This window comes from Campylobacter sp. 7477a (genome assembly GCF_014892335.1).
Classification (GTDB): domain Bacteria; phylum Campylobacterota; class Campylobacteria; order Campylobacterales; family Campylobacteraceae; genus Campylobacter_A; species Campylobacter_A californiensis.
Map to the genome: position 1 here is coordinate 66615 of NZ_JADBJH010000003.1, position 22730 is coordinate 89344.

Genomic DNA, 22730 nt, shown 5'->3' on the forward strand with positions numbered 1-22730 from the left:
TCATTATAACAATATAAATTTAAATTTAAAGCAAAAGAGAGTAAAATGAGAAAATTTAACAATGGAAGATAAATGAAAAAATTTATAAAAATTTTACAAGATATCGGCGAACTAATCGTATTTAAGCACTCGGTTTTCGCTCTACCTTTTATATTTACGGCGATGGTTGTCGCTAGCAAACAAACAAACGACAGTGTTTGGTTTGGATTTGGGCTTTTAGTTTTAGGAATTTTATGTGCCGTAAGTGCTAGAAATTTCGCTATGGCTTACAACCGATATAAGGACGAAGATATCGACAAGCTCAACCCTCGCACAGCAAATCGCCCAAGTGTAGACGGCAGAGTAGGAAGAAGAAATTTAGAGCTTTTTATCATCGCGAATGCAGCTGTTTTTATCATCACGGCTTATTTTATAAACTCACTCGCATTTTGGCTTAGTTTTCCGATACTTGGAATTTTAGCCGGTTACTCTTTATTTAAGAGATTTAGCGAGTTAGCTCATCTTGTTTTAGGGCTTTGCCTTGGTCTTGCGCCTATCGCCGGAGCGGTTGCGGTAAGCGGCGAGATACCGCTTTGGAGCGTGCTTTTGTGTCTTGGAGTTGTGTTTTGGGTTGCAGGGTTTGACCTACTTTACTCACTTCAGGATATAGAATTTGACCAAAAAATGGGACTTTTTAGCATACCTTCGGTATATGGCGAAAAAGCCACAATGTTTATCTCGGCTATATTTCACGTCGTTGCGACACTACTTTGGCTACTTTTTGTATGGGCGGCACAGCTTGGATTTTTAGCATTTTTTGGTATCGTAGTTAGCGGCGTCATACTTTTCATGGAACATCGTATCGTAAGACGAGACTTTAGCAAGATAGATCGTGCGTTTTTCACACTAAACGGTTATCTTGGAATTTTGTTTTTTGTATTTGTTTTATTGAGTGCACTATGAGCAACATACGCATAATACCCGCTTCGCTAGACATTAAATTTGAGCTTGATGAGCTTAGCAATATAGACTTCTTGCAAGAATTTAACTCCATAATCCCAAGCGACGAAGACCCGCTTGGAGCATGGCTAAAGCGTGTAAAGTCGCGTGGCGATACAAAAGAGAGCGACCAAGTCATGCTAACGCTTTTGGTTGAGCTTCACCGCAAATTAGACGAGCTTAGTGATGTGATAAAAAACGAACAAAAGCAATACATCGACCTTGCTCAAAGCGCCAAGATAGACGGTATCGGCTTTGAACATATACGCCTAAGTGAACCGAAATTTGAGCCAAAAAGACGGTATTACGCTAGAATTTTGATGCCGATATTTCCTAAAAGAAATATCGCGATGTATCTAAATGCACTTGACAAAACTACCGCCTATATCACAAATATGCACGAAGAAGACGTTAGCGACTGGGATGCTTACGTAACATCAAGAGAGCGTGTTATGATACGAGAGCTTAGGGCAAATTCTTAAAGGAAAACAATGGATCTTTTCATCATCGGCGGCTTGGTTGTTGTCTTAGTTATCATAATAGCATTTATCCTAATAAAAGAAAATGAAGCCAATAGGCGCTTTACTCGCTACGAAAGAGCCATAGAAGGACTTATGCAAGAAAATTTTAATCTCAAAAAGCAGATTGAAAATTTACCTCTTTCTAAAGATGACGACACAAAGGACAACGAAGAGTTAAAATCAGAGCTTAGCAAAAAGCTTGAAAACGATCTAAATGAAAAAATAGTGCCGATCATAAAAGCGATAAAGAGCATAGAGCGCGTGATAGACGAGTTTGCAAGCGAACAAAAAGACAGGATGTATAACTTAGAAGAGCGCACTCGCGATATAGGCAAGATCACCCCAAGCGCGCAAAATGAAGAAGAGCAGATAGTGCGTATGTTTAACTCCGGCAAAAGTATCGAGATGATAGCAAAGGACCTAAGACTTGGAATTGGGCGAGTAGAATTTGTGCTTAAACTACATCAACTAGCCTAAGTAGGATAAATTTTAGTCTTTGAGTCCAAGCAATGCCTCGCAAATAACGGCAAAATCAACCTTTTGTGTTTTATATTGGTTTAAAAGTTTTAGTTTATAATGATGATATTAAATTTAAAAAGCATTTTATGGCTTTATAAGGTAAAACTATGCTAGTTGATAAGTATGGCAGAACGGTTGATTATTTACGCATATCAGTAACTCAAAGATGTAACTTTCGTTGCAGATACTGCATGCCGACAACCCCGTTTAGCTGGATGCCAAAAGAGAATTTATTAACATTTGAAGAACTATTTTTATTTGTCAAAGTCGCCATTGACCAAGGTGTAACAAAGATACGTATAACAGGCGGCGAACCGCTCGTGCGTAAGGACTTAGACGTATTTATAAAAATGATAAGCGACTATAAACCAGACATCGATCTTGCGCTTACGACAAACGGCTTTATGCTACGCCACTACGCCAAAAGATTAAAAGATGCGGGGCTAAAACGCATAAACATGTCGCTTGATACACTTGATGAAAAAAAGGCGAAATTTATCGCTCAAAAGGGTATTTTACACGAAGTTTTAGCGGGATTTGAAGCGGCTCTTGACGCAGGATTAAAGGTCAAGCTAAACACTGTGGCGCTTAAAGGCATAAACGATAACGAGCTCGTGTCTTTGCTCGAGTTTGCAAAATTTAGAGGCTCTCAAATTCGCTTCATCGAATACATGGAAAATACTCACGCCAAAGATGACTTAAAAGGGCTAAAAAGTGATGAAATTTTAGCCATCATCTCAGAAAAATACAAAATCACAAAAGACGAAAAACTACCAAATTCCCCAGCCTCTATTTACAAACTAGAAGACGGCTATAAATTTGGCATCATAGACCCACACAAACACGACTTTTGCGAGAGTTGCAACCGCATACGCCTAAGCGCGGAGGGACTACTTATACCTTGTCTTTATTTTGAAGATGCGCTTAGTATCAAAGATGCCGTAAGCAAAGGCGACATCGTAGTCGCTAGTGAAATTTTAAGACAGGTTTTAGAAAACAAACCAGAGAAAAACAAATGGGCGGTCGGAACTCAAAACGAAACCTCAAGCCGCGCATTTTATCAAACGGGTGGTTGATGTCACAGAGTGGACTTAGACTTGTCGAGAGCTTTTTGAGCATTCAAGGCGAAGGGAAATTTCAAGGGCGGTTGGCGATATTTTTAAGATTTTTTGGTTGTAACCTAAACTGCGCGGGCTTTAACGTAAAAGTCAAATCACAAAAAACAGGCGAAATTTTAACCGGTTGCGATACGATAAGAGCTGTTTTTACCGGACATTTTGAAGCTAAGACATTTAGTAAAGATGAAATTTTATCCATCGTTGATAGATACTGCAAGGATCTGAAATTTAAGCCTATCATCGTCATGACAGGCGGAGAACCGCTTATACATCATAAAGATGAGAACTTTATAAATTTAACAAGTGAATTTTTGAGGCGAGAATTTGAAGTTCATTTCGAAACCAACGCAACGATAGAGATTGATTTTGATAAATTTCCAGTTTATAGAAGTTGCTACTTTGCACTTGGCATAAAACTATCAAACAGTGGTATAAGCAAAGCTAAGCGCATAAACGAAAGCGCCATAAAGTCAATATGCCAAAACGCAAAAGACAGCTTTTATAAGTTTGTTTTACATAAGCCAACAAGTGATGACTTGGAACAAATTTTGCAAGTTTTAAATATATATAAAAACGAAGTTTGGTGTATGCCCATGGGCGCTGAGCAAGATGAACTATCACGCAATGCTCTTGCGGTGGCAAATTTTGCTATTAAGCATGGGTTTAACTACTCAGAGCGCATACATATAAGAATTTGGGATAAAAAAGAGGGTGTTTAATGATAATACGAAAACTGTTTAAATTTGAAAATGCACATATTGTTAGATTTTGCAGCTCTAAACGTTGCAGAACCAGTATACACGGACATAGCTATGTAGCAGAAATTTTACTTAGCTCAAATTTCTTAGACAACGCTGGCATGGTTTATGACTTTGGACTCATGAAACAAAACATCAAAACTATAATAGACAGCTTCGATCACGCCACAACGATATACGACAAAGATGACCTAGAGTATCAAAACGACCTTAAAAAGCACTCGCAACGCTGGATAAGCATACCGGTAAATCCATCAGCAGAGCAGTTTTGTAGGGTATTTTTCGTCATCATCGATAGGCTTTTAAAAAGCACCGTCATGAGCAACGGAGAGCGCGAAGTAAAACTTCATAGTGTTATCGTGCACGAAACCGACACAGGATATGCACAGTGCTTTTATGATGACGCGTATAACGAGTGCATGGGCGATATAAGCTTAGACAATATTGTATTTTCGCCATCCATCATAGAAGAATGGGAAGATAAAGAGCTATTTGAGAAAATAAAACTAAAAAAACCGATCATAAATCCAAAGGATGTTTGATGAAATTTATGAAATTTTTAGCCTTTTGTGCACTTTTGGTGTTTGGGCTTAGTGGCTGTGAAGAAAAGAAGGTAGAATTTGCCACACAGAACGACACCATGCCTACCGATGTGCCGATATCAGCACTTGACGCAAATGTCACTATAGACGAGACCTTGCCTCCAGAGCCTGCCATCGAAAGCAATCAAAACAACCCACAAAGTAAGTAATGAGCAGAGCATGAACGAACACTTACTAGGGCTTTACGCATACACCTTGCCGCTTCATCAAGGTTTTATGCATGTTTTACTATCACTTGTTTGCATCTATCTTTTTCTTACGCAATTTGGCATAAATAATAAAAACTATTCGCTTAGAATTCGTTACTTTTTACCCATTTATCACGCATTTTTGGCAGCGATATTTTTTACGGGGCTTGTGCTTTTAAGTGTTTTAAATTTCATCGTAAATTTGCATGTTTTAAAGATGGTTCTTGGTATTTTTGCACTCATAGCATTAAGCGCCATAGGCTACAAACGCCTTAAACGATACCAAAGAGAGGGAAATTTGGTCAAATTTAGACGATTTGCGCTTTTTAAGGGCATAGCCGATATTAGTATCTTGATCTTTGCGGGGTTTTAAATGAAATTTTTATACGATGAGCGCGCAGGATGTGAACAACTAAAGGTTGTAAATGAAACTTTTTTACATCTAAAAGCGCGAAGAAATATCAAAGGCGACAGGGTAAGCTTTAGAAATTTAAAAGACGGCAAGGATTATTTATACGAGATCATAGAGTTTGACAGAAGAAGCGCTATTTTAGAGCTTGTGTTTACAAGTAGCGTGCCTAAAGTTGTGTATGACTTTAGCATCGCTTGGGCTGTCGTAGATCCAAAAACGATAGAAAAGGCATTGCCATTTTTAAATGAGCTAGGTGTTGGCAAACTCATCTTTGTTTATACTAAATTTTCTCAAGCAAATTTTAAAATAGATTTTGAGCGTTTAGAATATATTTGCGCCCTATCTTGCGAGCAAAGCGGTAGATCAACGCTAATGGAGTTTGAAATTTATAACAGCTTGGATGAATTTTTAGATGTTTATCAAAACGTTGCAGCTATAAATTTTAACGGCAAAAGTCTAGAAAAATACTCAAACGAGCTACTACTTATAGGACCAGAAGGTGGATTTGCTCCGGAAGAGAGCTTAAAACTTCAAAACCAATACTCACTTAAAACGCAAAATATCTTAAAATCACAAACAGCCATCATCAGTATAGCAAGTAAATTTTTAGTGTAAGTTAATGTTAGATTTATAAAAATTATAGTTTTTATGTTATTTTATAAATCTATATTTTACATTACATATTGTTTTAATAAAAACCTTGTACTTTGTAAGCAAATATTTATAGAATAAAAGTGGTGCGGATGAGAGGACTTGAACCTCCACGCCGTGAAGCACCAGATCCTAAGTCTGGCGTGTCTGCCAATTTCACCACATCCGCAAGAAAGAAATCGTAGTTTATCTAAAATAAACTTAAATAAACCAAAAATGGTACGCCCATCAGGATTCGAACCTGAGGCCTACGGCTTAGAAGGCCGTTGCTCTATCCAGCTGAGCTATGAGCGCATATGAAATAACGTGGCGCGCCCGATAGGAGTCGAACCCATAACCTACAGATCCGAAGTCTGTCGCTCTATCCAATTGAGCTACGAGCGCCCAAAATGGGGTGAGTGATGGGAATCGAACCCACGACCCTCAGGACCACAATCTGATGCTCTAACCGACTGAGCTACACTCACCATTTCAAAGTGGTCGGGGTGAAAGGATTCGAACCTTCGACCCTCTGGTCCCAAACCAGATGCGCTAACCAGACTGCGCTACACCCCGCCTGAGTTGTGAGCATTTGCCACTACCTCATTAAAAAGTGCTATTTTAGCTAAAAAGTATTTTAATGTCAATAAATTTACGCTTAAAGTAATCAAAATATTTTTATCAAATTTTCTACTTTGAGCATTATAACTCAAATTTCAATAGCCATCACCTTGCATTTTACGTTTTAACACATAAACACTAACACAAGCAAAGCACAAGGCCGTAAAATAGACATTTATAAACATCGCTATCCAGATATGCTCTATCGTGCCTTTTAAAACATAAATAACCGTACTATAGGCAACGCTTTGCAAGATCAGTTGCCTTGTTGCGTTTAATACAAAAACCATTTTTGGCTTTTTAACCGCTTGAAGAACGCTTCCTGAGATATTCATAACGCCATAGCCTAAAAAGCTAAAAGCGCTAATTAGCAAGTAACCCTTAGCAATTGCCGTGGCGCTGTCATTTATGTCAAAAAATGAAATAACCCTAGGTGCGACAAATATCAAAAACATTGCCGCAAATACAAAAAGTAAAAGCAAAATTTTAATCGCATTTTTATAACAAAGCAAAACGCGATCGTGCTTTCTTGCTCCGTAGTTACGAGAAACGATACTCAAAACTGCCGCAGCGATACCGATAGTAGGAAGAGTGGTAAGCTGCTCGATACGAAGTGCTACACCATATCCTGCAACAGCATCAGTGCCGTAGTAGCTTATAAATTTAAGCAAAACAAGACCGCCAAGCGACATTGAAAGATAGTTTAGGCAAGCAGGAAATGCTTGATTTAAAATTTTTTTATAAATTCTAATATCAGGCAAGAAATTTCTCATATTTTCAAAATTTATCATGCCACTTTTATATATCTTCTTAAATAAAAAAATACACCCCATAAACTGCACAAACGCGGTAGAAAAAGCAATGCTTGCAACGCCCAAATTTAACATCTTCACAAAAACGAAACAAAGCCCAATATTTATAAAAATACCAAAAAACAGCCAATTTCTAAGGCTTTTTGTATCGCCAAGAGCGATCAAAATACCGTTAAGAGCCTTTATAGATAAGAAAAACGGCGAAGCGACAAATATCACTCGTATATACTCAAGTGCCTCTGTTAAAAACTCCTCATTTGCTCCTAAAAACACAAGAAATTTAGGCGCTACCGTATAACCCAAACTCCCCATAAAAATAGCAAATATCAATACAAAAACCGCCCCTTTTTGGGCGTAAATTTTAGCCAAGAAGAGCTTGTTGGCCCCAAGTGCATTGCCGATAAGCGCCGATAATGCCGAACCAAAACCAAGCCCCATACCGACAACGCTAAGATAGAGCAAAAAGCTCATGGAAAGCCCCGCCGTAGCTGAAGTTGAAATTTTAGCAGCAAAAAATGTCCCGGTGGCATTATAGATAGTATTAAAAAGCATAGCTAAAGCCGCTGGAGTAGCAAGAGAAACGATGAGTTTGTTTATAGGGTCTTTTGTGAGGTTCATGGTTTAATTTTAAAGGCGGAAAAACCGCCTTTTACTATAAATTTTAATGTTTAATTTGCTCTTGTTTTTTTCTAGCATATATATTGATAAGCTCAACCGATAACGAAAATGCCATCGCAAAATAAATATAGCCTTTTGGCACGTGAAGTCCAAGTCCTTCTCCAACTAGCGTAAAACCGATAAGGATCAAAAATGCTAGAGCCAAAATTTTAATAGTCGGGTTATTATCAACAAAGTCAGAAATAGACTTTGAGGCAAACATCATCACTCCAACAGCTATAATAACAGCTAAGATCATGATCTCGATATGATTTGCCATGCCAACCGCAGTAATAACACTATCAAGAGAAAATACAATATCCAAAATACCAATCTCAATAATAGTTAAAGTAAATCCCGCCGCTTTGACGATCTTTTCTTCATGCTGCTCACCTACGACATTTGAGTGAATTTCAAGGGTTGATTTGGCTATTAAAAACAAGCCGCCGATAATTAGCACCAAGTCTCGCCCCGTTATCGTAAAGTCAAACATGCTAAAGAGCGGCTTTGTAAGCTTCATGATCCAAAATAACGAAAGAAGAAGCAAAATTCTAGTAATCATCGCAAATGCAAGACCTATAATACGCGCCTTATCTCGCTGATGCGCGGGCAACTTGCCTACAAGGATCGCTATAAAAATGATATTATCTATACCCAAAACTATCTCAAGCCCCGTAAGCGTCAAAAGCGCTATCCACGCCTCGGGTGAACTCATCCATTCAAACATCTTTTTCCTTATGGTTTAAATTTAAAAACGCGATTATACATCAAACAAGTAAATTTATAGCGATCTGATGTCTTCTATAAGACTTAAAACTTCCTCTTCTTTACTAGCCCAACTCGTGCAAATTCTAATAAAATTTCGTCCATCAGGCAATTTGTAGAAAAATGCAAAGACGTATTTTTTACTTAAAATTTCAAGCCACTCGTCGCTTATCGCGAAAAATTGCTGATTTGTCGTGGAATTTGCCATGACCTCTACACCCTTTTCTTCAAAGGCTTTTCTTATCATAAGCGCGTATTTGACGGCATCTTTGCAAATTTTAAAATAAAGTTCATCAGTAAATAACGCATCAAACTGAACACCTAGCATCCTGCCTTTAGCCAAAAGTGCGCCACGTTGCTTCATGATATAGCGAAAGTCACGCTTTAAAGCGTCGTTAACGATAACAACTGCCTCGCCAAATAACGAACCGCACTTAGTTCCTCCTATGTAAAACACATCGCATAAATTTGCGATATCTTTTAAGCTAACATCACAGTACTGGCTCATCAAACCATAACCAAGTCTTGCTCCGTCGATAAAAAGCGGTAAATTTAACTCTTTGCAAACTTCATAAAGTCTTGTTAGCTCCTCTTTTGTATACAGTGTGCCGCTTTCAGTTGGAAATGATATATAAACCATGCCCGGCTGGACAGTGTGACCTCTTGACGGATCGATCTTGTGTTGCATGTAACACTCTTTTACCTGCTCGGCTGTGATCTTGCCATCTATCGCATCCAGTGTTAATACCTTGTGCCCACCAGCCTCTATCGCCCCTGTTTCATGTACCGCGATATGACCGCTATGGGCCGAGATAACACCTTGATGTGGGCGAAGTATGGATGTAATAACGGTTGAGTTGGTTTGCGTACCGCCGATTAAAAAATGAATCTGTGCATTTGGTTGCGCGCATGCCTCTTTTATCTTTTGCGCTGCGCTTTGACAGTATTTATCATCCCCGTATCCTAACGTCTGGTCTTCATTTGTAACGATCAAGCTTTCTACAACCTTTGGATGTGCTCCACTTGCGTAATCACACTGAAAATACGTCATCTACTTCCTTTATTTTTCATTTTTAGATAAAATTTTTATTATACTTTCGGGTAAAATTTCATGCTCTAAAGCGTGAATTTTACCCTCCCAGGCTTCAAAACTCATTTGATTTTCGCGTTCAAAGGCTCTTTGCGCGATGATCTTACCACCGTCTAACTCCTCGCTAACCCAATGCACGCTAACACCGCCTACTTGCATATCGCTCTCAAAGCTCTCTTTGATGGCGTGAGCACCCTTAAATAATGGCAAAAGCGATGGGTGAAGGTTGATAGCTTTGATCTTAGAAGTAAAAACACTTGTTAAAATTCGCATAAATCCAGCCAAAACAACCAGATCAACATCGTATTTTTCAATCTCCTTTACAAGAGCGGTGTCGAATTCTTCACGGGAGTTAAAATTTTTATTTTCTATAATGACGCTTTCAAGCCCGTATTTTCTTGCTCTTTGTACGCCATAAGCGTCGGCTTTATTTGATAAAGTAAGCACGACCTCAAGCTTAACGCCGTTAAAAATTTTCCCATGAACCTTGCTTAAAATCGCCTCTAAATTTGACCCTGATCCACTAAAAAGTATGGCTATTTTTTTCGTAAGCATTTTACCCCCTTTATGATATCTTTTGGACTTAGCGCGTAGTTGGCAGCCTTAAATTTGCGAGCAGATAAAGCATGAGCCAAGCTAGCCGTTATCGCCGCATCAAGCGGAGTGTAGCCTTGCGCCAAAAGCCCTACTATAAGACCCGAAAGCACATCTCCACTACCGCCCTTTGCTAGTGCGCTCGTGCCGTATCTCATGACGTAAATTTTACCATCTTGCGCGATTATCGTATTTGCACCTTTAAGTAAGAGGACACATTTAAACTCAAGGCTAAATTTCCTAGCCAAACAAAAGCGATCCTCTTGTATCTTGCCAACCTCAAGCTCCCCAAATCCAGCCAAATTTAAAAGCGAGCTAAACTCTTTGGGATGAGGCGTGATAACTATATTTTTGTTTGCCCTTAAAAGCTCTATCGTGCGAGGCTCGTGGCACATATCAGCGTCTAAAACAAGCGACTTGCGCTTAAGCACTTCAAAATCAAGCTTTTGTATCCCTTGTTTGCCAAGTCCCATGCCAACGGCTCCGGCATTCATTTTCTCGCTTACATCCTTGCTTTGCATTAGCTTATCATCAAGCGTTAAAATCTTCTCATCGCTTATCACACTAACAAGCCCTGCGCCCATCGCACTAGCGGCTAGTGCCGACATCCTAGCCGCACCCTCATGCTCGCCTACCATAACAAAAATATGGCCGAAATTTCCTTTATTTACATTTTTATCATCCCTAAATGGAAGTTTCATATCGGATTTTTCAAGTAAGAAATTTTGTGTTTGCGTTTGGAAAATTTTATCACTAACGCCAAGCCTGGCAACTTTGATCTTACCGGTGAAATTCTTTGCCGCATCAGAGTAGAGCCCTAGCTTTCTAGCTCCCATGGTTACGGTAACATCCGCCCTAAAACATGCCCCTAAAATTTTACCGTTTTTATCTAGTCCGCTTGGCACGTCGCAGGCTATTTTATAAGATTTTATATCATTTAAAGCATTGATTATCTCAATATACCCATCGTCTAGCTCCCTGCTTAGTCCCGAGCCGAATATTCCATCTATCACGCATTTTATATTTTGCTTTTTTGTCGGTATAAATTTGTCGTCTTTTATCAAATGAGTGCCGCTTTTAAAGCCTTCTATCTCGTAAATTCTTTTAACGCCGACCTTTTGCGCGGCTAAAAATTGCTTTTTGGCTAGCTCTCCAAGCTCCTCTTTGCAAAGAAAAATTTCCGTATCATAATCTCCGTAAAGCATTCTAAGCGCGGCTATCACATCGGCACCGTTATTGCCGCTACCTGCTACGCCTAAGATTTTAGAGCCTTTTTTAAATTTCTTTCTTATTAAATTTGCTATCTTACTAGCAGCATTTTCCATTAAAATTTCGCCACTAAGTCCTAGCTCCAGCGTCGCTCGTTCATCAAGTTCGTTTGTTTGGACAAATAGCTTTTTCACTCTAACTCCTTGCTCTAAAGCTTAAAGCCTCTAAGATATGTGCTTTTTGTATAAGTTTACTTTGCTCTAAGTCAGCAATACTTCTAGCCACTTTTAAAACCTTTTTTATGGCACGTTGCGAGAGATGATATCTTGATACAGCAGTGTTTAAAATCTCTTTTGCTACATCATCGCAAAGACAAAACTTAGCAATATCAGCGTCGCTTAGTTTGCCATTTAGCTCCGCTTGCCCGCGCATTTTTTGAAATTTAAATGCCTTTAAGACAAGATCGCTCATCTGTTTTGAGGTGATATCACTGCGGTCGTCTTTACTAACTTCTTCCATTTGCACGTATAAATCCATGCGGTCAAGTATAGGCTCTGAGAGTCTAGATTTATAGTTTTTTATCTCGTTTTCACTACATCTGCAGTTTAACTCCTGTGAGAGTAAATTTCCGCAAGGGCATGGATTAAGAGCAGCCGCAAATAAAAATTTAGTATCGTAAGTTATCTTAGAATTTACGCGCGAGATATGAATTTTATGATCTTCTAGTGGTTCGCGAAGACTTTCGATGATCTGTTTTGGAAAGTGAACAAACTCATCAAAAAAAAGCACTCCGGCATTTGCAAGAGCTGCTTCTCCGATCTTTGCAACACTAGATCCTCCGCCAAATATCGAGCTTTTGGTGCTTGTGTGATGAGGCGCTCTAAAAACCCTAAGAGCGCTAAATTCGCTATCTTGTAAACTTAACGAACGATATGCGGCAGTGTTTAAAATTTCACTTAAACTTTGCGGTGGAAGTATGTAAACAAGTCGTTTTGCACACATACTTTTGCCACATCCGGGGCTTCCTTCAAAGATGATGTTGTGCATGCCGACTGCCGCGATCAAGCAAGCTCTCTTTGCTCTACTTTGCCCCAAAACATCACTAAAATCAAGCTCAAAATTTTGATTAGGAACATAGCTTTCGCCGTTTATATCAATTACGTTTTGAAAGAGAGGATGTGAGTTTTTAAAAACACAACTACTTGCAAACTCGTCATCTTGAAAAAAATTTATAGCTTCTTTTAAATTTGATACGCCGTAAATTTCAAGATTTGGTATCATTGAGGCTTTTTGCGCTATCTCGTGTGGCACAAGCACTTTTGCCCTGCTAACGCTTGTACTTAAAAACAATAAAATGGAAAATAAATTTGCGGTATTTTTAATACTTCCGTCAAGTCCAAGCTCTCCAAAAACAAAAATTTTATCAAGATTTGGCGATTTTTGAAGGGCTATCAAAAGAGCGATGGCAAGGTCAAAATGCGAGCCAGACTTAGGAAGGTCTGACGGAGATAAATTTATGGTGATTTTTTGTGCGGGAAAGCTAAAATTTAACGCAAGAAGTGCGGCTTTAACTCGCTCTGCACTCTCTTTTATGCTAGCACCCGCAAGTCCCACTATGCTAAATCCAGGAAGCCCTCTTGAAAATGTTGATTCTACTTCAATTATCTTTAGACCGTCGCTATATGCGGCGCATTTTAGAGATTTCAACATCTTCCTTTCTTGGTAAATTTCAAAGTCCGCCTTAAAATATCTAAAATTTAGATATTTTAAGGCTATTTGTCATCTTGATGGCGAATTTTTCGCTCGGATTTATTTTTGGTAGATGAAGTTTTTTGCGCTTCTTTGTATTCTTTATCAAATCTCTTTCGCTTATTAAAGCCTATTTTCTCGATAAAAAGATGACCTTCAAGATGGTCGTTTTCGTGTTGAAGCGCGATCGCTAAAAGCCCGTCAGCTTCGATGCTTTGAGCATTGCCAAAACGATCTTGATACGATACTTTTACAAATTCCGCTCTCTTTACATCCTCGTAAAAACCAGGAACGCTAAGACAACCCTCTTGATAGACGCATTCGCCCTGCTTTAGCTCAAATTTGGGATTTATCACTTCAAGTAGATCTGTCTTATCCTGGATACCCTCTTCATTTACTAAATTTATGATCAAAACACGCTTTGCAACGCCCACTTGTATAGCAGCTAGACCTATACCCTCTTTTGCTATCATGGTTTCATACATATCATCAAGTAGCTCATGTAACTTCTCGTCAAATTCAACTACTTCAGAAGAGACTTCGTAAAGTTTTTTGTTTGGATAAGATAAAATTTCTAAGATCAAAATTACTCCGATTCGTTAGTTAAAAATACAGGCTGTTCATCTGTGCTGTTTTCGTATAATTTATCTAATGCTCTTGATACGGTTTCTTCTATGGTTTTGTTTTTTGAAAGCAAGCTGGCCACGATCTGAACATCGAGTTTATACTCGCTATCACCTAGCCTACAAGGAACATTTGAAAGCATAGAAGCTATCCTGCTACACGCAAGCTTTGCGCCGTTTTCGTCTGTGTATTTCATAACCATAGCAAAACAGCCATCTCCGTAATGAGCCACTATATCGCTTCTTCTTGATGTTCTTAGCAAAAGTTGAGCGATGGTTTTAAAGATATTATTTTGCTCTTTTAGGCTTTTTACTTGGCCTAAAAATTCGTCCCTAACCTTTAAAAACAAGAATGATGAGTTATATCCGTATCTTTTAACCGCATCTATCTCATCTTGAAGCGTTGATATAAAGAATTTTTTATTATAAACATCATAGGCTATGTCGTGTATCGATCTTTCTTCGATGACTTTAAACATCTTGCCGATCTCTTCGTAGTTAGCCTTTATAACCTCAATATGCTTATCCATTAGGTTGTTTAACTTTGAGAGATCGGAGTTAAAGCCATTTAAGACATTTTGGACGGCAAGTAAATTTACGTTATTATCAAGGCTATCGACATGCCTACGCATGATGCCTTTCATAACGTTTAAATTTTTATATATGAGAACTATAGACTGAAGCATGCCTTTTATCTGCATAAGACTTTGTCTAACTTCTTTTTCTATGCGAAAGTTACTCTCGATATCTTTTGCTACGCCTTCGTGTTGCGACTGTATAGCCTCGCCGACATGTTTTTTAAATTCTTCCGGCTGATCATCAAGCATCTTTTCAAAATATATAAGATAATTGCTTGGGATAGAGGGGACATTATCGGCGGCTAATCCTCGCAAAACGCTTTCTGAAAATTCGTTTATATCGTTTTTCTTTTTCAGCCCCGGTCTTCTAATGGCCATTTTATTTTCAGGGGCGGGAGCACTATCTATCTTTATCATAGCCTTTTCCTATTTAAAGCTTTTCTCCAAAATTTTATCGATAAGACCATAATCTTTAGCTTCTTGTGCGCTCATAAAAAGATCTCGTTCGGTATCTTTTGCTATTTTTGATAACTTTTGACCGGTATTTTTAGCCAAAGTATCGTTTAAAATTTCTTTCAAGCGTAAAATTTCACGCGCGTGAATTTCTATATCGGTTGCCTGACCTCTAGCACCGCCTAAAGGCTGATGTATCATTATACGTGAATTTGGTAAAGCATATCTTTTTCCTGGAGCACCGCAACTTAACAAAAACGCACCCATAGATGCTGCTTGACCGATACAAATCGTGCAAACGTCAGGCTTTATATAGTTCATCGTATCATATATACTAAATCCGCTAGTTATAACACCACCGGGTGAATTTATATATAGGTATATATCTTTTTCAGGATCTTCTGCTTCTAAAAACAAAAGCTGAGCGACGATAGAAGCAGCCATGCCGTCTTCTATCTCTCCGCTTAGCATAACGATCCTATCTTTTAACAAGCGAGAGTAGATGTCATAACTTCTCTCACCCCTGCTTGTTCTCTCAACTACGACAGGAACATAATAGCTCATTACTCAGCCTTCTCTTTTTTGGCTTTTTTATCCTCTTTATTAAACATTTCGTTAAATAATTTCTCTTCGATCATTGACATTTTTATAGCAGGAAGCATACCTTGCGCTCTATACATCTCAAGGTGTTGTTTAGGATCACGTCCACTTCTATAAGCTTCAAAATACACAGCTTGAACAACTTCTTGGTCGCTGATTTTTACATTTCTAACACGAGCTAGCTCATCAATAATAAATGTCAAGCGAACACTTTTTTGAGCATCTTCGCGGTATTCGTCACGCTTTTTAACAACTGCATCACGATCTTCTCTAAATGTTTTCATCTCTTCTTCGCTAAAACCAGCCCATGCGTTTCTAAACTGCATATCTATCTCTTGCTCAACGATATTTTTTGGTATATCAAAATGGAATTTCTCAACTACCGCTTCTGCAAATTTAGGCTTTAACTCTTCGCTTATAAGGTTAAAAATTTTCTCTTGGCGAATTTGGTCTTTTATACGCTCTTCAAGTAGCTCTTCGGTTGGATTTTCCTCGTTTGGCATTATAGCTTTTAGTGTTTGCTCATCTATATTTTCAGGCACTTTGCGCTCTTGGATCTCAAGTAGTTTTACTTTAAACACCGCAGGTTTGCCGGCTAAATGAGCAGCACCGTAATTATCAGGGAATTTTACCTCAACATCGCGCTCTTGTCCTACTTTTAGACCCACCATGCCATCTTCAAAACCAGGGATGAACTGACCAGAGCCTATCTCAAGCACGTAGCCTTCGGCCTTACCGCCGTCAAACGCTTCACCGTCAACAAAGCCCTCAAAGTCAAATTTAGCAAAATCCCCATTTGCAAGCTCTCTATCAGCTTCTACTTTTTCAAGTGGAGCCATCATCTTTAAAAGCTCGTTTTTCTTCTCGTCGATATCTTTTTTAAGCACGCGTGGAGTTGCAAAATCAGGTATAAGCTCCTCATATCCACTTACATCTACATTTGGTTTGAAAGAAACAGTCATCTCTACATCAAGGCTATCGTCGTTTTTATCAAATTTAGAAACACTTGGCTCGCCGATGATATCGTCTGCTTTTTTACCAGCTTGCTTTACTGCTTCATTTACTATATCTCTTAAAATCTCTTGCTCAGCGTCGCCTGTTAGTTCTTTTTCATAGCGTTTTAATACAACAGCGGTAGGAACATGTCCTTTTCTAAAACCATCCACTTTCATGCTTTTAGACGCTTGTTTAGCTAGTTTTTCAACCTTAGCTTTAACTTCGTCGTTTGATACTTTTGCGTTTACTTCTACGTTAACGCTATCAAGTTGTTTTGAGTCGATTTGCATTTATTTCCTTTTATTTACAAAAATTTAGTCTAAAATATATCAAATTTTTCCTTATTTATAGTATAAATTACTAAATTTTATAGATCACAAAGGCGTTTTTATATAAAATGATCTTTTTAAAAATTTTGGAGAATTTTATGCAAGAAAGTTTTGAAAACTCAGTAAAAAATATACTACAAATCATCGGAGAAGATACAAATCGCGAGGGGTTACTTAAGACCCCTGAACGCGTCTATAAGGCGTTTAAATTTCTAACCAGCGGCTACGAACAAGACCCAAAAACAGTATTAAACGATGCGCTTTTTACAAGTTCAAACAATGAAATGGTACTTATTAGAAATATCGAATTTTACAGCCTTTGCGAACATCACCTACTTCCTATAATCGGCCGCGTACATGTGGCATATATACCAAACGGTAAGGTTGTGGGGCTTTCTAAAATTCCTCGCATGGTAAATATCTATGCCAGAAGACTTCAGATCCAAGAACAAATGACCGAGCAAATAGCTCAGGCTCTTGAGGAAGTTATCGCGCCAAAAGGCGTGGGTGTAGTTGTCGAGGCTAGACACATGTGTGTTGAAATGAGGGGCGTGCAAAAGATAAATTCAACCACTACCACGTCGGCTCTTCGCGGATGTTTTATCAAAAACGAGGGCACTAGACGGGAATTTTTCTCGCTTATAAACTCACCAAGGGAAACTCACTTTTGAGCTTAGAACGCCTAAAATCAAAGCTAAAAAACGACAATATCTCTCTTTCTAACACCTTTGGCGTTATAACAAAGATAACTGCTACAACCATACAAATAACCGGACTTCGCCCAAGTATCGGAGATATCGTCCGTATCGTTGCAAAAGATAAAAGCAAAAGCGAAATCGGCATGGTTACACAGATAAAAACCGGCGAGGCTTACGTTAGCCCGTTTGGTTTTGTTGAGGGTTTTAAGATAGGCGACTTTGTCTATGGCAGCGATCAGGGTATGAATATCACGGTTGGCAAAGCACTGCTTGGGCGCGTAGTAGATCCGTTTATGCGTCCCATAGACGGCAAAGGAGCTCTTGATATGAGCGAATTTGCACCCATAATGAAATCCCCTATAGACGCTATGAAGCGAGGGCTTATAAACGAACCTTTTAGTGTTGGGATAAAGAGTATAGACGGTCTTTTAACATGCGGTAAAGGGCAAAAACTTGGAATTTTTGCAGGTTCTGGGGTTGGCAAAAGCACGCTAATGGGTATGATAGTAAAAAATACTCAAGCGCCCATAAAAGTAGTAGCACTTATCGGAGAGCGCGGACGCGAAGTGCCTGAATTTATAGAAAAAAACCTAGGTGGAGATCTAAGCGGAACAGTTATCGTCGTGGCAACCAGCGATGATAGCTCACTTATGCGAAAATACGGTGCATTTTGCGCAATGAGCGTGGCTGAGTATTTTAAAGAGCAAGGCAACGATGTGCTTTTTATCATGGATAGCGTAACCCGTTTTGCCATGGCACAACGAGAGATCGGGCTAAGCCTTGGCGAACCGCCAACCTCAAAAGGATATCCACCAAGCTCGCTTACGCTACTTCCTCAACTCATGGAGCGCGCAGGCAAAGAGGAGGGCAAGGGCTCGATCACGGCATTTTTTACAGTGCTAGTTGAGGGCGATGATATGAGCGACCCTATAGCCGATCAAAGTCGTTCGATACTTGACGGACATATCGTGCTTAGCCGCGAGCTAACAGACTTTGGAATTTATCCGCCAATAAATATCCAAAACTCTGCCTCTCGCGTCATGGGCGATGTCATAACCAAAGAACATCGTCAAAATGCCATGAAATTTAAACGTCTTTATTCACTCCTAAAAGAAAATGAAGTCCTGCTTCGTATCGGCGCATATCAAAGAGGTAGCGACAAGGAGCTTGACCTTGCTATATCTAAAAAAGAATACATGGAAAATTTCTTAAAACAAGACTCTGACGAGGCTTTTGAATTTGAAAAAACACAGGAAATTTTAGCACAGATAAATAGTTAAAAAGCCTTTAAATTTCGACTTTTTACAAATTTTACTTGGCTAAAAACAATTGCCGTTAAAGGAAAAAATATGGAAATTTTGCACGCAACACAAGATGACTTGGCAAAGATAACGGAAATTTACAACCAAAATATAGCCACCAAAAATGCAACTGCCGACCTAACTCCCGTTAGTATAGCTTCGCGCCAAGAGTGGTTTGACGCGCACTCTAAAACTCGTCCGATATTTGTCCTAAAGCTTGAAAACAGCGTTGTTGCGTGGGGAAGCTTTAGCGACTTTTACAAGAGGTCTGCCTATGATATAACCGCGGAAATTAGCATTTATGTTGACAAAAATGCTAGGCAATCAGGAATTGGCTCAAAGCTACTTGCTTTTATGCTTGATATCGCTCCAAGCCTTGGCATAAAAACTATCTTAGCCCTTATCTTCGCTCACAATAAACCAAGCATCTCGCTTTTTAATAAATTTGGCTTTGAAAAATTTGGACTACTGCCACAAGTTTGCGACATGCAAGAATTTATCGCCGATGTTTTGATAATGGGCAAAAGAGTATAAAAGTAAGGCTATAAAAGTCCTACTTTTTTATCTTCGCCAAATGCCGAACTTAGCTCACGATCAATTGTTGTTTTAAAGTCGTTAAAGGTAAAAATTCCATCATCTCTAGCTGCGACTTTTAGTGCTGTGTTTTTTAATACTAGAACGATTTGCGCGCCGCTTAAATTAAACTCCGCTAATTTTTCTATATCAAAATTCTCTTCAAAGCTTGCATTTTCGGGTAAAATTTTACGCCAAATGGTAAGTCTAGCTTTAAAATCAGGCTTTTTAAATTCTATCTTATAGTCAAATCTTCTTGAAAACGCACTATCAAAGCTTTGCAAAAAATTTGTCGTAGCTATCAAAACACCTTCAAATCTCTCAATCTGCTCTAAAAATATATTTTGCATTTGGTTATACATTTTTTCGGTTCCGCTACCGCTTTCTACACGTGCGCTTAAAAACTGGTCAGCCTCATTTAAAAGCAACACGGGCTCACTCTTGCTTTTTTTGCAAATTTCTTTGTATGTGTCAAAAATTTTTCTAACATTTTGTTCGCTTTCGCCAACATATTTACTTAAAATTTTAGAGCAGTCAAAACTTAAGATCTGCTTCTTAAGGCTTTTTGCAAGCCCCATCGCACTCATGGTTTTACCGGTGCCGGGCTCTCCGTAAAATACGATCTTAGCGTCTATGCCGCGACGAGTTTTTATGCCCCAACTAGAAAGCCTTGCAAGGACTTTTTTATCAAGTTGTTTTAGTATAGCACTAAGAAGCTCTTTGGTATTGTCACTTAACACAACATCGTCTATGCTTGAGCTTGGCTCTATGAGTTCAAAAATTTCTTGCTCTTTTACAAGACTTTCAAGCTTAAGTTTTTTGCTTACTTTTTCGCTTTGCGGGTGCATTATGCTTTGCAAAATCTCTTCGTTGATAAAGAAATTTCTACTAACATTGCCAAAGGCGTTTAATACCTCATCATACTCTATCAAGCCGTTTTCGATAAGCCTTGCGCCCTCTTCGAGCAAAGATCTGTTTTTTATACGTTCAAATTCATTGTCACTTACGAGATTCATGAGTGTATTTAGGTCGCGACCGTTTTCAAAATCCCCTGCATACTCCTCTTTTAAAAGAGCTAAAAATATCAACTGTTCTTTTGGTTCAAGTGCATTTTCTTTAAAAATTTGCTCTATTTTTATAGGTGTTTTGCTAAGTTCCATGCGCTCTTTTATACGGATCTCAAGCTCGCCTATCTGCTGTTTTATGCGGATTTTTGCATCTTTGGCTTCGTTTTGAAACATTGAAATTTTAGCATAAAGCTCTATACGCAAGAACTGATCTTTTAGATATTCTAAATGATCTTCATACGCACTTTGACTTGGAAGTTCTATGCTGATATTTCCATCTTGTAAAATTTTTAAAAACGACGGCGAAAGTGAAATTTCACAGTGAAGCAAAGATAGCAAATTTATGTGATTTGTTTTTGTTATATTTTCCGAGCTTTTAAATATACTATAACTTTGTGCTATCCAACCATAATCCAGTAGTGACTTTATATCTTTAAGATGTTCGAGATGTTTAAAACTCTCAGACGTATAAACAGCGCAAAGCACGTCATATACGCTAATGCTAGCTATACCGTCTATATAAATTCTACTTAAATGTCTTAGAATTTTAGCTTCGTCGATATTACACTTTATAAGAGTATAAATTTTACTTTTTTTAATGTCGGAATTAAGAAAATCAAGCAAATACTGCACTAAATTTTATCCTTTATCTGCTCTTTTAAAACGCGTTTTAACACCTTGCCAGTAGCATTTCTAGGAAGCTCTTCGGCAAAGTAGATGTTCTTAGGTATTTTAAAATTCGCAAGGTGTTTTTTAAGATACGCTCGAACCGCTTTTTCATCAAGGTCCATGCCATCTTTTAACTGGATAAATGCCACAACTTCCTCATCTGCATGAGTGTCTCTAACGCCTATAACAGCTGCCGCCTCAACTTCGTCTAGTTTATAAAGCACCTCTTCGATCTCACGTGGATAGATATTTATACCCTTTGATATGATAAGATCTTTTTTGCGATCGACTATATAGATAAAGCCCTCGTCATCAACCTTACCAAGATCTCCAGTGCGCAACCAGCCGTTTAGTATCGTCTCATCATTTGCTGTTGGCAACCCAAGATATCCTTGCATAACACAATCACCCCTAACAATGATCTCGCCGATCTCGCCCACAGGAAGCTCCATCATCTCGTCATTTACGATCTTTACCTCATACCCATCAAGCGGCAGACCAACGCTCATAGGCTTTTGTTTATCAAATAAATTTGCCGCAACTATCGGAGAACACTCGCTAAGACCGTATCCTTCAACCAGTGTTGCGCGAGGGAATTTTAACTTAAAGTCGTCGATAGTTTGTTTTGCAAGAGGAGCTGCTCCGCTAACAAATAGACGAATGCGGTTAAACCAGCGAAAATACCAAGGGATTTTAGCCTTGCCGATGGCGGTATAGATGGCAGGAATTCCCAAAAACACGCTAACTCTTTTAAATAATGTCTGTTTAAGCACATTTGAAAACGGAAAAACTGACTTTACAAGCACCATAGATGCGCCGGTATATAGAGGTAAAAGTATCGTAGCTGTTAGCGTAAAGCTATGAAACATCGGTAAAAATACAATAAATCTATCGTTTTTCTTAACGACAAAACGACTATGGGCGCCCTCTAAATTTGAAAATATATTTCTATAATTTATCATCGCACCCTTTGGCTTGCCAGTAGTTCCGGAAGTGTAGATGATATGGACTATATCGTTTAATGTCGGGGACTTTGGTATACTTAGGAGGTATTTGTGATCTAGCATATCGTTAAATTTAACATTTCTTGTGCTTTTAGAGTAAAGGCTAGGGCTTGTGCTAGGATGGAGATTTACATCAAGATATACACTCTCGCCAAGCTCCTCATCCATGCCCTCATAACTGCTTGTATTTTGCAGAGCCTTTGGTATCTCGCCTATCCAAATTATCTTTTTAAGGCTTTCAAGCTCGTTTAGTTTGATAAGCTCTTTGCTTAAAGAACTTGAAGCGATAAGTATTTTAGCATCACAATCTTTTAAAATATAGCTAAATTCTTCATTTTTTAAGAATGTATTCATAGGCACGGCAACCGCACCGATAGCAGTGATAGCCAAATACGAGATGATAAATTCTTGCGAGTTGCTCACACACATCGCTACTCTATCTCCAAAACCGATCCCTACGGCTTGCAAATATGCTCCGACTTTATCCACACAGGCTTTAAGCTCACCGTATCTTAGCTTATCCTTATCATCAAATATCGCCACCGCTCTTGGATAATCCTTTGCGGCATCAATTAAAATTTTATAAAGATTTTGATACTTATACATCATGGTTGCA

At 38.7% G+C, this 22730-nt stretch carries 25 protein-coding genes and 5 tRNA genes; 12 read left to right on the forward strand and 18 right to left on the reverse strand.

The genetic code is table 11. The features are described 5' to 3' along the window. Positions 1-72 precede the first annotated feature (72 nt). The 9 genes from mqnP (at position 73) to CCAL5182_RS01855 (ending at position 5711) form a co-directional block, all read left to right on the forward strand. Positions 73-942, forward strand: a complete 870-nt coding sequence (gene mqnP / locus CCAL5182_RS01815) for a menaquinone biosynthesis prenyltransferase MqnP (protein ID WP_336610113.1) — start codon at positions 73-75, stop codon at positions 940-942. Continuing rightward, positions 939-1460 (forward strand): hypothetical protein, encoded by a 522-nt coding sequence (locus CCAL5182_RS01820; RefSeq protein WP_169937966.1) that lies wholly within the window; start codon positions 939-941, stop codon positions 1458-1460. Before mqnP ends, CCAL5182_RS01820 begins: the two co-directional genes overlap by 4 nt. A gap of 9 nt (positions 1461-1469) precedes the next feature. Further along, complete coding sequence (locus CCAL5182_RS01825) at positions 1470-1976, forward strand: DUF6115 domain-containing protein (RefSeq protein WP_336610114.1); 507 nt, start codon at positions 1470-1472, stop codon at positions 1974-1976. A gap of 149 nt (positions 1977-2125) precedes the next feature. Further along, positions 2126-3094, forward strand: coding sequence for a GTP 3',8-cyclase MoaA (gene moaA, locus CCAL5182_RS01830; protein WP_170015319.1), 969 nt, complete (start codon positions 2126-2128; stop codon positions 3092-3094). Then, complete coding sequence (locus CCAL5182_RS01835; RefSeq protein ID WP_169972293.1) at positions 3094-3855, forward strand: 7-carboxy-7-deazaguanine synthase QueE; 762 nt, start codon at positions 3094-3096, stop codon at positions 3853-3855. Before moaA ends, CCAL5182_RS01835 begins: the two co-directional genes overlap by 1 nt. Beyond that, positions 3855-4436 carry a 6-pyruvoyl trahydropterin synthase family protein gene (locus CCAL5182_RS01840; RefSeq protein WP_336610115.1) on the forward strand — a complete coding sequence of 194 codons (582 nt, stop codon included), beginning with the start codon at positions 3855-3857 and terminating at the stop codon, positions 4434-4436. Before CCAL5182_RS01835 ends, CCAL5182_RS01840 begins: the two co-directional genes overlap by 1 nt. Further along, positions 4436-4645: a hypothetical protein gene (locus CCAL5182_RS01845; RefSeq protein WP_336610116.1), complete on the forward strand. Its 210-nt coding sequence runs from the start codon at positions 4436-4438 to the stop codon at positions 4643-4645. Before CCAL5182_RS01840 ends, CCAL5182_RS01845 begins: the two co-directional genes overlap by 1 nt. A gap of 10 nt (positions 4646-4655) precedes the next feature. Beyond that, a complete protein-coding gene (locus tag CCAL5182_RS01850) occupies positions 4656-5057 on the forward strand; it encodes a hypothetical protein (RefSeq protein WP_169937954.1) in 402 nt (133 codons plus the stop codon). Beyond that, entirely contained in the window at positions 5058-5711 is a 654-nt protein-coding gene (locus CCAL5182_RS01855) for a 16S rRNA (uracil(1498)-N(3))-methyltransferase (RefSeq protein ID WP_170015323.1), read from the forward strand. 120 nt (positions 5712-5831) lie between these two features. Here the strand turns inward: CCAL5182_RS01855 and CCAL5182_RS01860 are convergent. From CCAL5182_RS01860 to tig, 16 genes are all read right to left on the reverse strand, one after another. After that, positions 5832-5916 (reverse strand) — tRNA-Leu (locus CCAL5182_RS01860). A 48-nt stretch (positions 5917-5964) separates the two neighbouring features. Then, positions 5965-6041, reverse strand: a tRNA-Arg gene (locus tag CCAL5182_RS01865). A 13-nt stretch (positions 6042-6054) separates the two neighbouring features. Then, positions 6055-6131 (reverse strand) — tRNA-Arg (locus CCAL5182_RS01870). Between the two features lie 6 nt (positions 6132-6137). Beyond that, positions 6138-6214: transfer RNA gene (locus CCAL5182_RS01875), tRNA-His, on the reverse strand. Between the two features lie 10 nt (positions 6215-6224). Next, positions 6225-6302, reverse strand: a tRNA-Pro gene (locus tag CCAL5182_RS01880). Next, positions 6293-6439, reverse strand: a complete 147-nt coding sequence (locus tag CCAL5182_RS01885; protein WP_169937950.1) for a hypothetical protein — start codon at positions 6437-6439, stop codon at positions 6293-6295. The genes CCAL5182_RS01880 and CCAL5182_RS01885 overlap by 10 nt, the downstream gene beginning before the upstream one ends. A 3-nt stretch (positions 6440-6442) precedes the next feature. Next, positions 6443-7777 (reverse strand): MATE family efflux transporter, encoded by a 1335-nt coding sequence (locus tag CCAL5182_RS01890; RefSeq protein ID WP_336610117.1) that lies wholly within the window; start codon positions 7775-7777, stop codon positions 6443-6445. Positions 7778-7820: 43 nt separating this feature from the next. Further along, complete coding sequence (locus CCAL5182_RS01895) at positions 7821-8543, reverse strand: TerC family protein (protein ID WP_336610118.1); 723 nt, start codon at positions 8541-8543, stop codon at positions 7821-7823. A 54-nt stretch (positions 8544-8597) separates the two neighbouring features. Next, positions 8598-9632, reverse strand: coding sequence for a threonine aldolase family protein (locus CCAL5182_RS01900; RefSeq protein ID WP_336610119.1), 1035 nt, complete (start codon positions 9630-9632; stop codon positions 8598-8600). A 9-nt stretch (positions 9633-9641) separates the two neighbouring features. Continuing rightward, complete coding sequence (purN, locus tag CCAL5182_RS01905; protein WP_336610120.1) at positions 9642-10226, reverse strand: phosphoribosylglycinamide formyltransferase; 585 nt, start codon at positions 10224-10226, stop codon at positions 9642-9644. Beyond that, complete coding sequence (locus CCAL5182_RS01910; RefSeq protein WP_336610121.1) at positions 10208-11668, reverse strand: NAD(P)H-hydrate dehydratase; 1461 nt, start codon at positions 11666-11668, stop codon at positions 10208-10210. Before CCAL5182_RS01910 ends, purN begins: the two co-directional genes overlap by 19 nt. 1 nt (position 11669) lies before the next feature. Next, entirely contained in the window at positions 11670-13181 is a 1512-nt protein-coding gene (locus CCAL5182_RS01915) for a YifB family Mg chelatase-like AAA ATPase (protein WP_170000498.1), read from the reverse strand. 65 nt (positions 13182-13246) lie between these two features. Beyond that, positions 13247-13807 (reverse strand): peptide deformylase, encoded by a 561-nt coding sequence (gene def / locus CCAL5182_RS01920; RefSeq protein WP_170000499.1) that lies wholly within the window; start codon positions 13805-13807, stop codon positions 13247-13249. A gap of 2 nt (positions 13808-13809) precedes the next feature. Further along, positions 13810-14841 carry a GGDEF domain-containing protein gene (locus CCAL5182_RS01925; RefSeq protein WP_336610122.1) on the reverse strand — a complete coding sequence of 344 codons (1032 nt, stop codon included), beginning with the start codon at positions 14839-14841 and terminating at the stop codon, positions 13810-13812. A 9-nt stretch (positions 14842-14850) separates the two neighbouring features. Next, entirely contained in the window at positions 14851-15441 is a 591-nt protein-coding gene (gene clpP / locus CCAL5182_RS01930; RefSeq protein WP_169937932.1) for an ATP-dependent Clp endopeptidase proteolytic subunit ClpP, read from the reverse strand. Further along, positions 15441-16763 (reverse strand): trigger factor, encoded by a 1323-nt coding sequence (tig, locus tag CCAL5182_RS01935; RefSeq protein WP_169937930.1) that lies wholly within the window; start codon positions 16761-16763, stop codon positions 15441-15443. Before tig ends, clpP begins: the two co-directional genes overlap by 1 nt. A 137-nt stretch (positions 16764-16900) precedes the next feature. Between tig and folE the strand changes: the two genes are divergently transcribed. The 3 genes from folE (at position 16901) to CCAL5182_RS01950 (ending at position 19335) form a co-directional block, all read left to right on the forward strand. Beyond that, complete coding sequence (folE, locus tag CCAL5182_RS01940) at positions 16901-17473, forward strand: GTP cyclohydrolase I FolE (RefSeq protein WP_169937928.1); 573 nt, start codon at positions 16901-16903, stop codon at positions 17471-17473. Beyond that, positions 17470-18780 carry a flagellar protein export ATPase FliI gene (fliI, locus tag CCAL5182_RS01945; RefSeq protein WP_336610123.1) on the forward strand — a complete coding sequence of 437 codons (1311 nt, stop codon included), beginning with the start codon at positions 17470-17472 and terminating at the stop codon, positions 18778-18780. Before folE ends, fliI begins: the two co-directional genes overlap by 4 nt. A 69-nt stretch (positions 18781-18849) precedes the next feature. After that, the gene (locus tag CCAL5182_RS01950) at positions 18850-19335 is read left to right on the forward strand and encodes a GNAT family N-acetyltransferase (RefSeq protein WP_169937924.1); all 486 of its coding nucleotides are present in this window, start codon (positions 18850-18852) and stop codon (positions 19333-19335) included. A gap of 8 nt (positions 19336-19343) precedes the next feature. Here CCAL5182_RS01950 and CCAL5182_RS01955 read toward each other — a convergent pair whose 3' ends face one another. Then, entirely contained in the window at positions 19344-21074 is a 1731-nt protein-coding gene (locus CCAL5182_RS01955) for an ATP-binding protein (RefSeq protein ID WP_336610124.1), read from the reverse strand. After that, positions 21074-22723 carry a fatty acid--CoA ligase gene (locus CCAL5182_RS01960; protein WP_169937921.1) on the reverse strand — a complete coding sequence of 550 codons (1650 nt, stop codon included), beginning with the start codon at positions 22721-22723 and terminating at the stop codon, positions 21074-21076. The genes CCAL5182_RS01955 and CCAL5182_RS01960 overlap by 1 nt, the downstream gene beginning before the upstream one ends. Between the last annotated feature and the right edge of the window lie 7 nt (positions 22724-22730).

Coding starts and splice junctions, on each gene's coding strand:
- CCAL5182_RS01895 (WP_336610118.1), bottom strand. CDS start 8,543: ATGTTTGAATGGATGAGTTCACCCGAGGCGTGGATAGCGCTTTTGACG.
- folE (WP_169937928.1), top strand. CDS start 16,901: ATGCAAGAAAGTTTTGAAAACTCAGTAAAAAATATACTACAAATCATC.
- CCAL5182_RS01960 (WP_169937921.1), bottom strand. CDS start 22,723: ATGATGTATAAGTATCAAAATCTTTATAAAATTTTAATTGATGCCGCA.
- CCAL5182_RS01900 (WP_336610119.1), bottom strand. CDS start 9,632: ATGACGTATTTTCAGTGTGATTACGCAAGTGGAGCACATCCAAAGGTT.
- CCAL5182_RS01850 (WP_169937954.1), top strand. CDS start 4,656: ATGAACGAACACTTACTAGGGCTTTACGCATACACCTTGCCGCTTCAT.
- CCAL5182_RS01950 (WP_169937924.1), top strand. CDS start 18,850: ATGGAAATTTTGCACGCAACACAAGATGACTTGGCAAAGATAACGGAA.
- CCAL5182_RS01845 (WP_336610116.1), top strand. CDS start 4,436: ATGAAATTTATGAAATTTTTAGCCTTTTGTGCACTTTTGGTGTTTGGG.
- mqnP (WP_336610113.1), top strand. CDS start 73: ATGAAAAAATTTATAAAAATTTTACAAGATATCGGCGAACTAATCGTA.
- CCAL5182_RS01890 (WP_336610117.1), bottom strand. CDS start 7,777: ATGAACCTCACAAAAGACCCTATAAACAAACTCATCGTTTCTCTTGCT.
- tig (WP_169937930.1), bottom strand. CDS start 16,763: ATGCAAATCGACTCAAAACAACTTGATAGCGTTAACGTAGAAGTAAAC.
- CCAL5182_RS01925 (WP_336610122.1), bottom strand. CDS start 14,841: ATGATAAAGATAGATAGTGCTCCCGCCCCTGAAAATAAAATGGCCATT.
- moaA (WP_170015319.1), top strand. CDS start 2,126: ATGCTAGTTGATAAGTATGGCAGAACGGTTGATTATTTACGCATATCA.
- CCAL5182_RS01825 (WP_336610114.1), top strand. CDS start 1,470: ATGGATCTTTTCATCATCGGCGGCTTGGTTGTTGTCTTAGTTATCATA.
- CCAL5182_RS01855 (WP_170015323.1), top strand. CDS start 5,058: ATGAAATTTTTATACGATGAGCGCGCAGGATGTGAACAACTAAAGGTT.
- clpP (WP_169937932.1), bottom strand. CDS start 15,441: ATGAGCTATTATGTTCCTGTCGTAGTTGAGAGAACAAGCAGGGGTGAG.
- CCAL5182_RS01835 (WP_169972293.1), top strand. CDS start 3,094: ATGTCACAGAGTGGACTTAGACTTGTCGAGAGCTTTTTGAGCATTCAA.
- purN (WP_336610120.1), bottom strand. CDS start 10,226: ATGCTTACGAAAAAAATAGCCATACTTTTTAGTGGATCAGGGTCAAAT.
- CCAL5182_RS01840 (WP_336610115.1), top strand. CDS start 3,855: ATGATAATACGAAAACTGTTTAAATTTGAAAATGCACATATTGTTAGA.
- CCAL5182_RS01820 (WP_169937966.1), top strand. CDS start 939: ATGAGCAACATACGCATAATACCCGCTTCGCTAGACATTAAATTTGAG.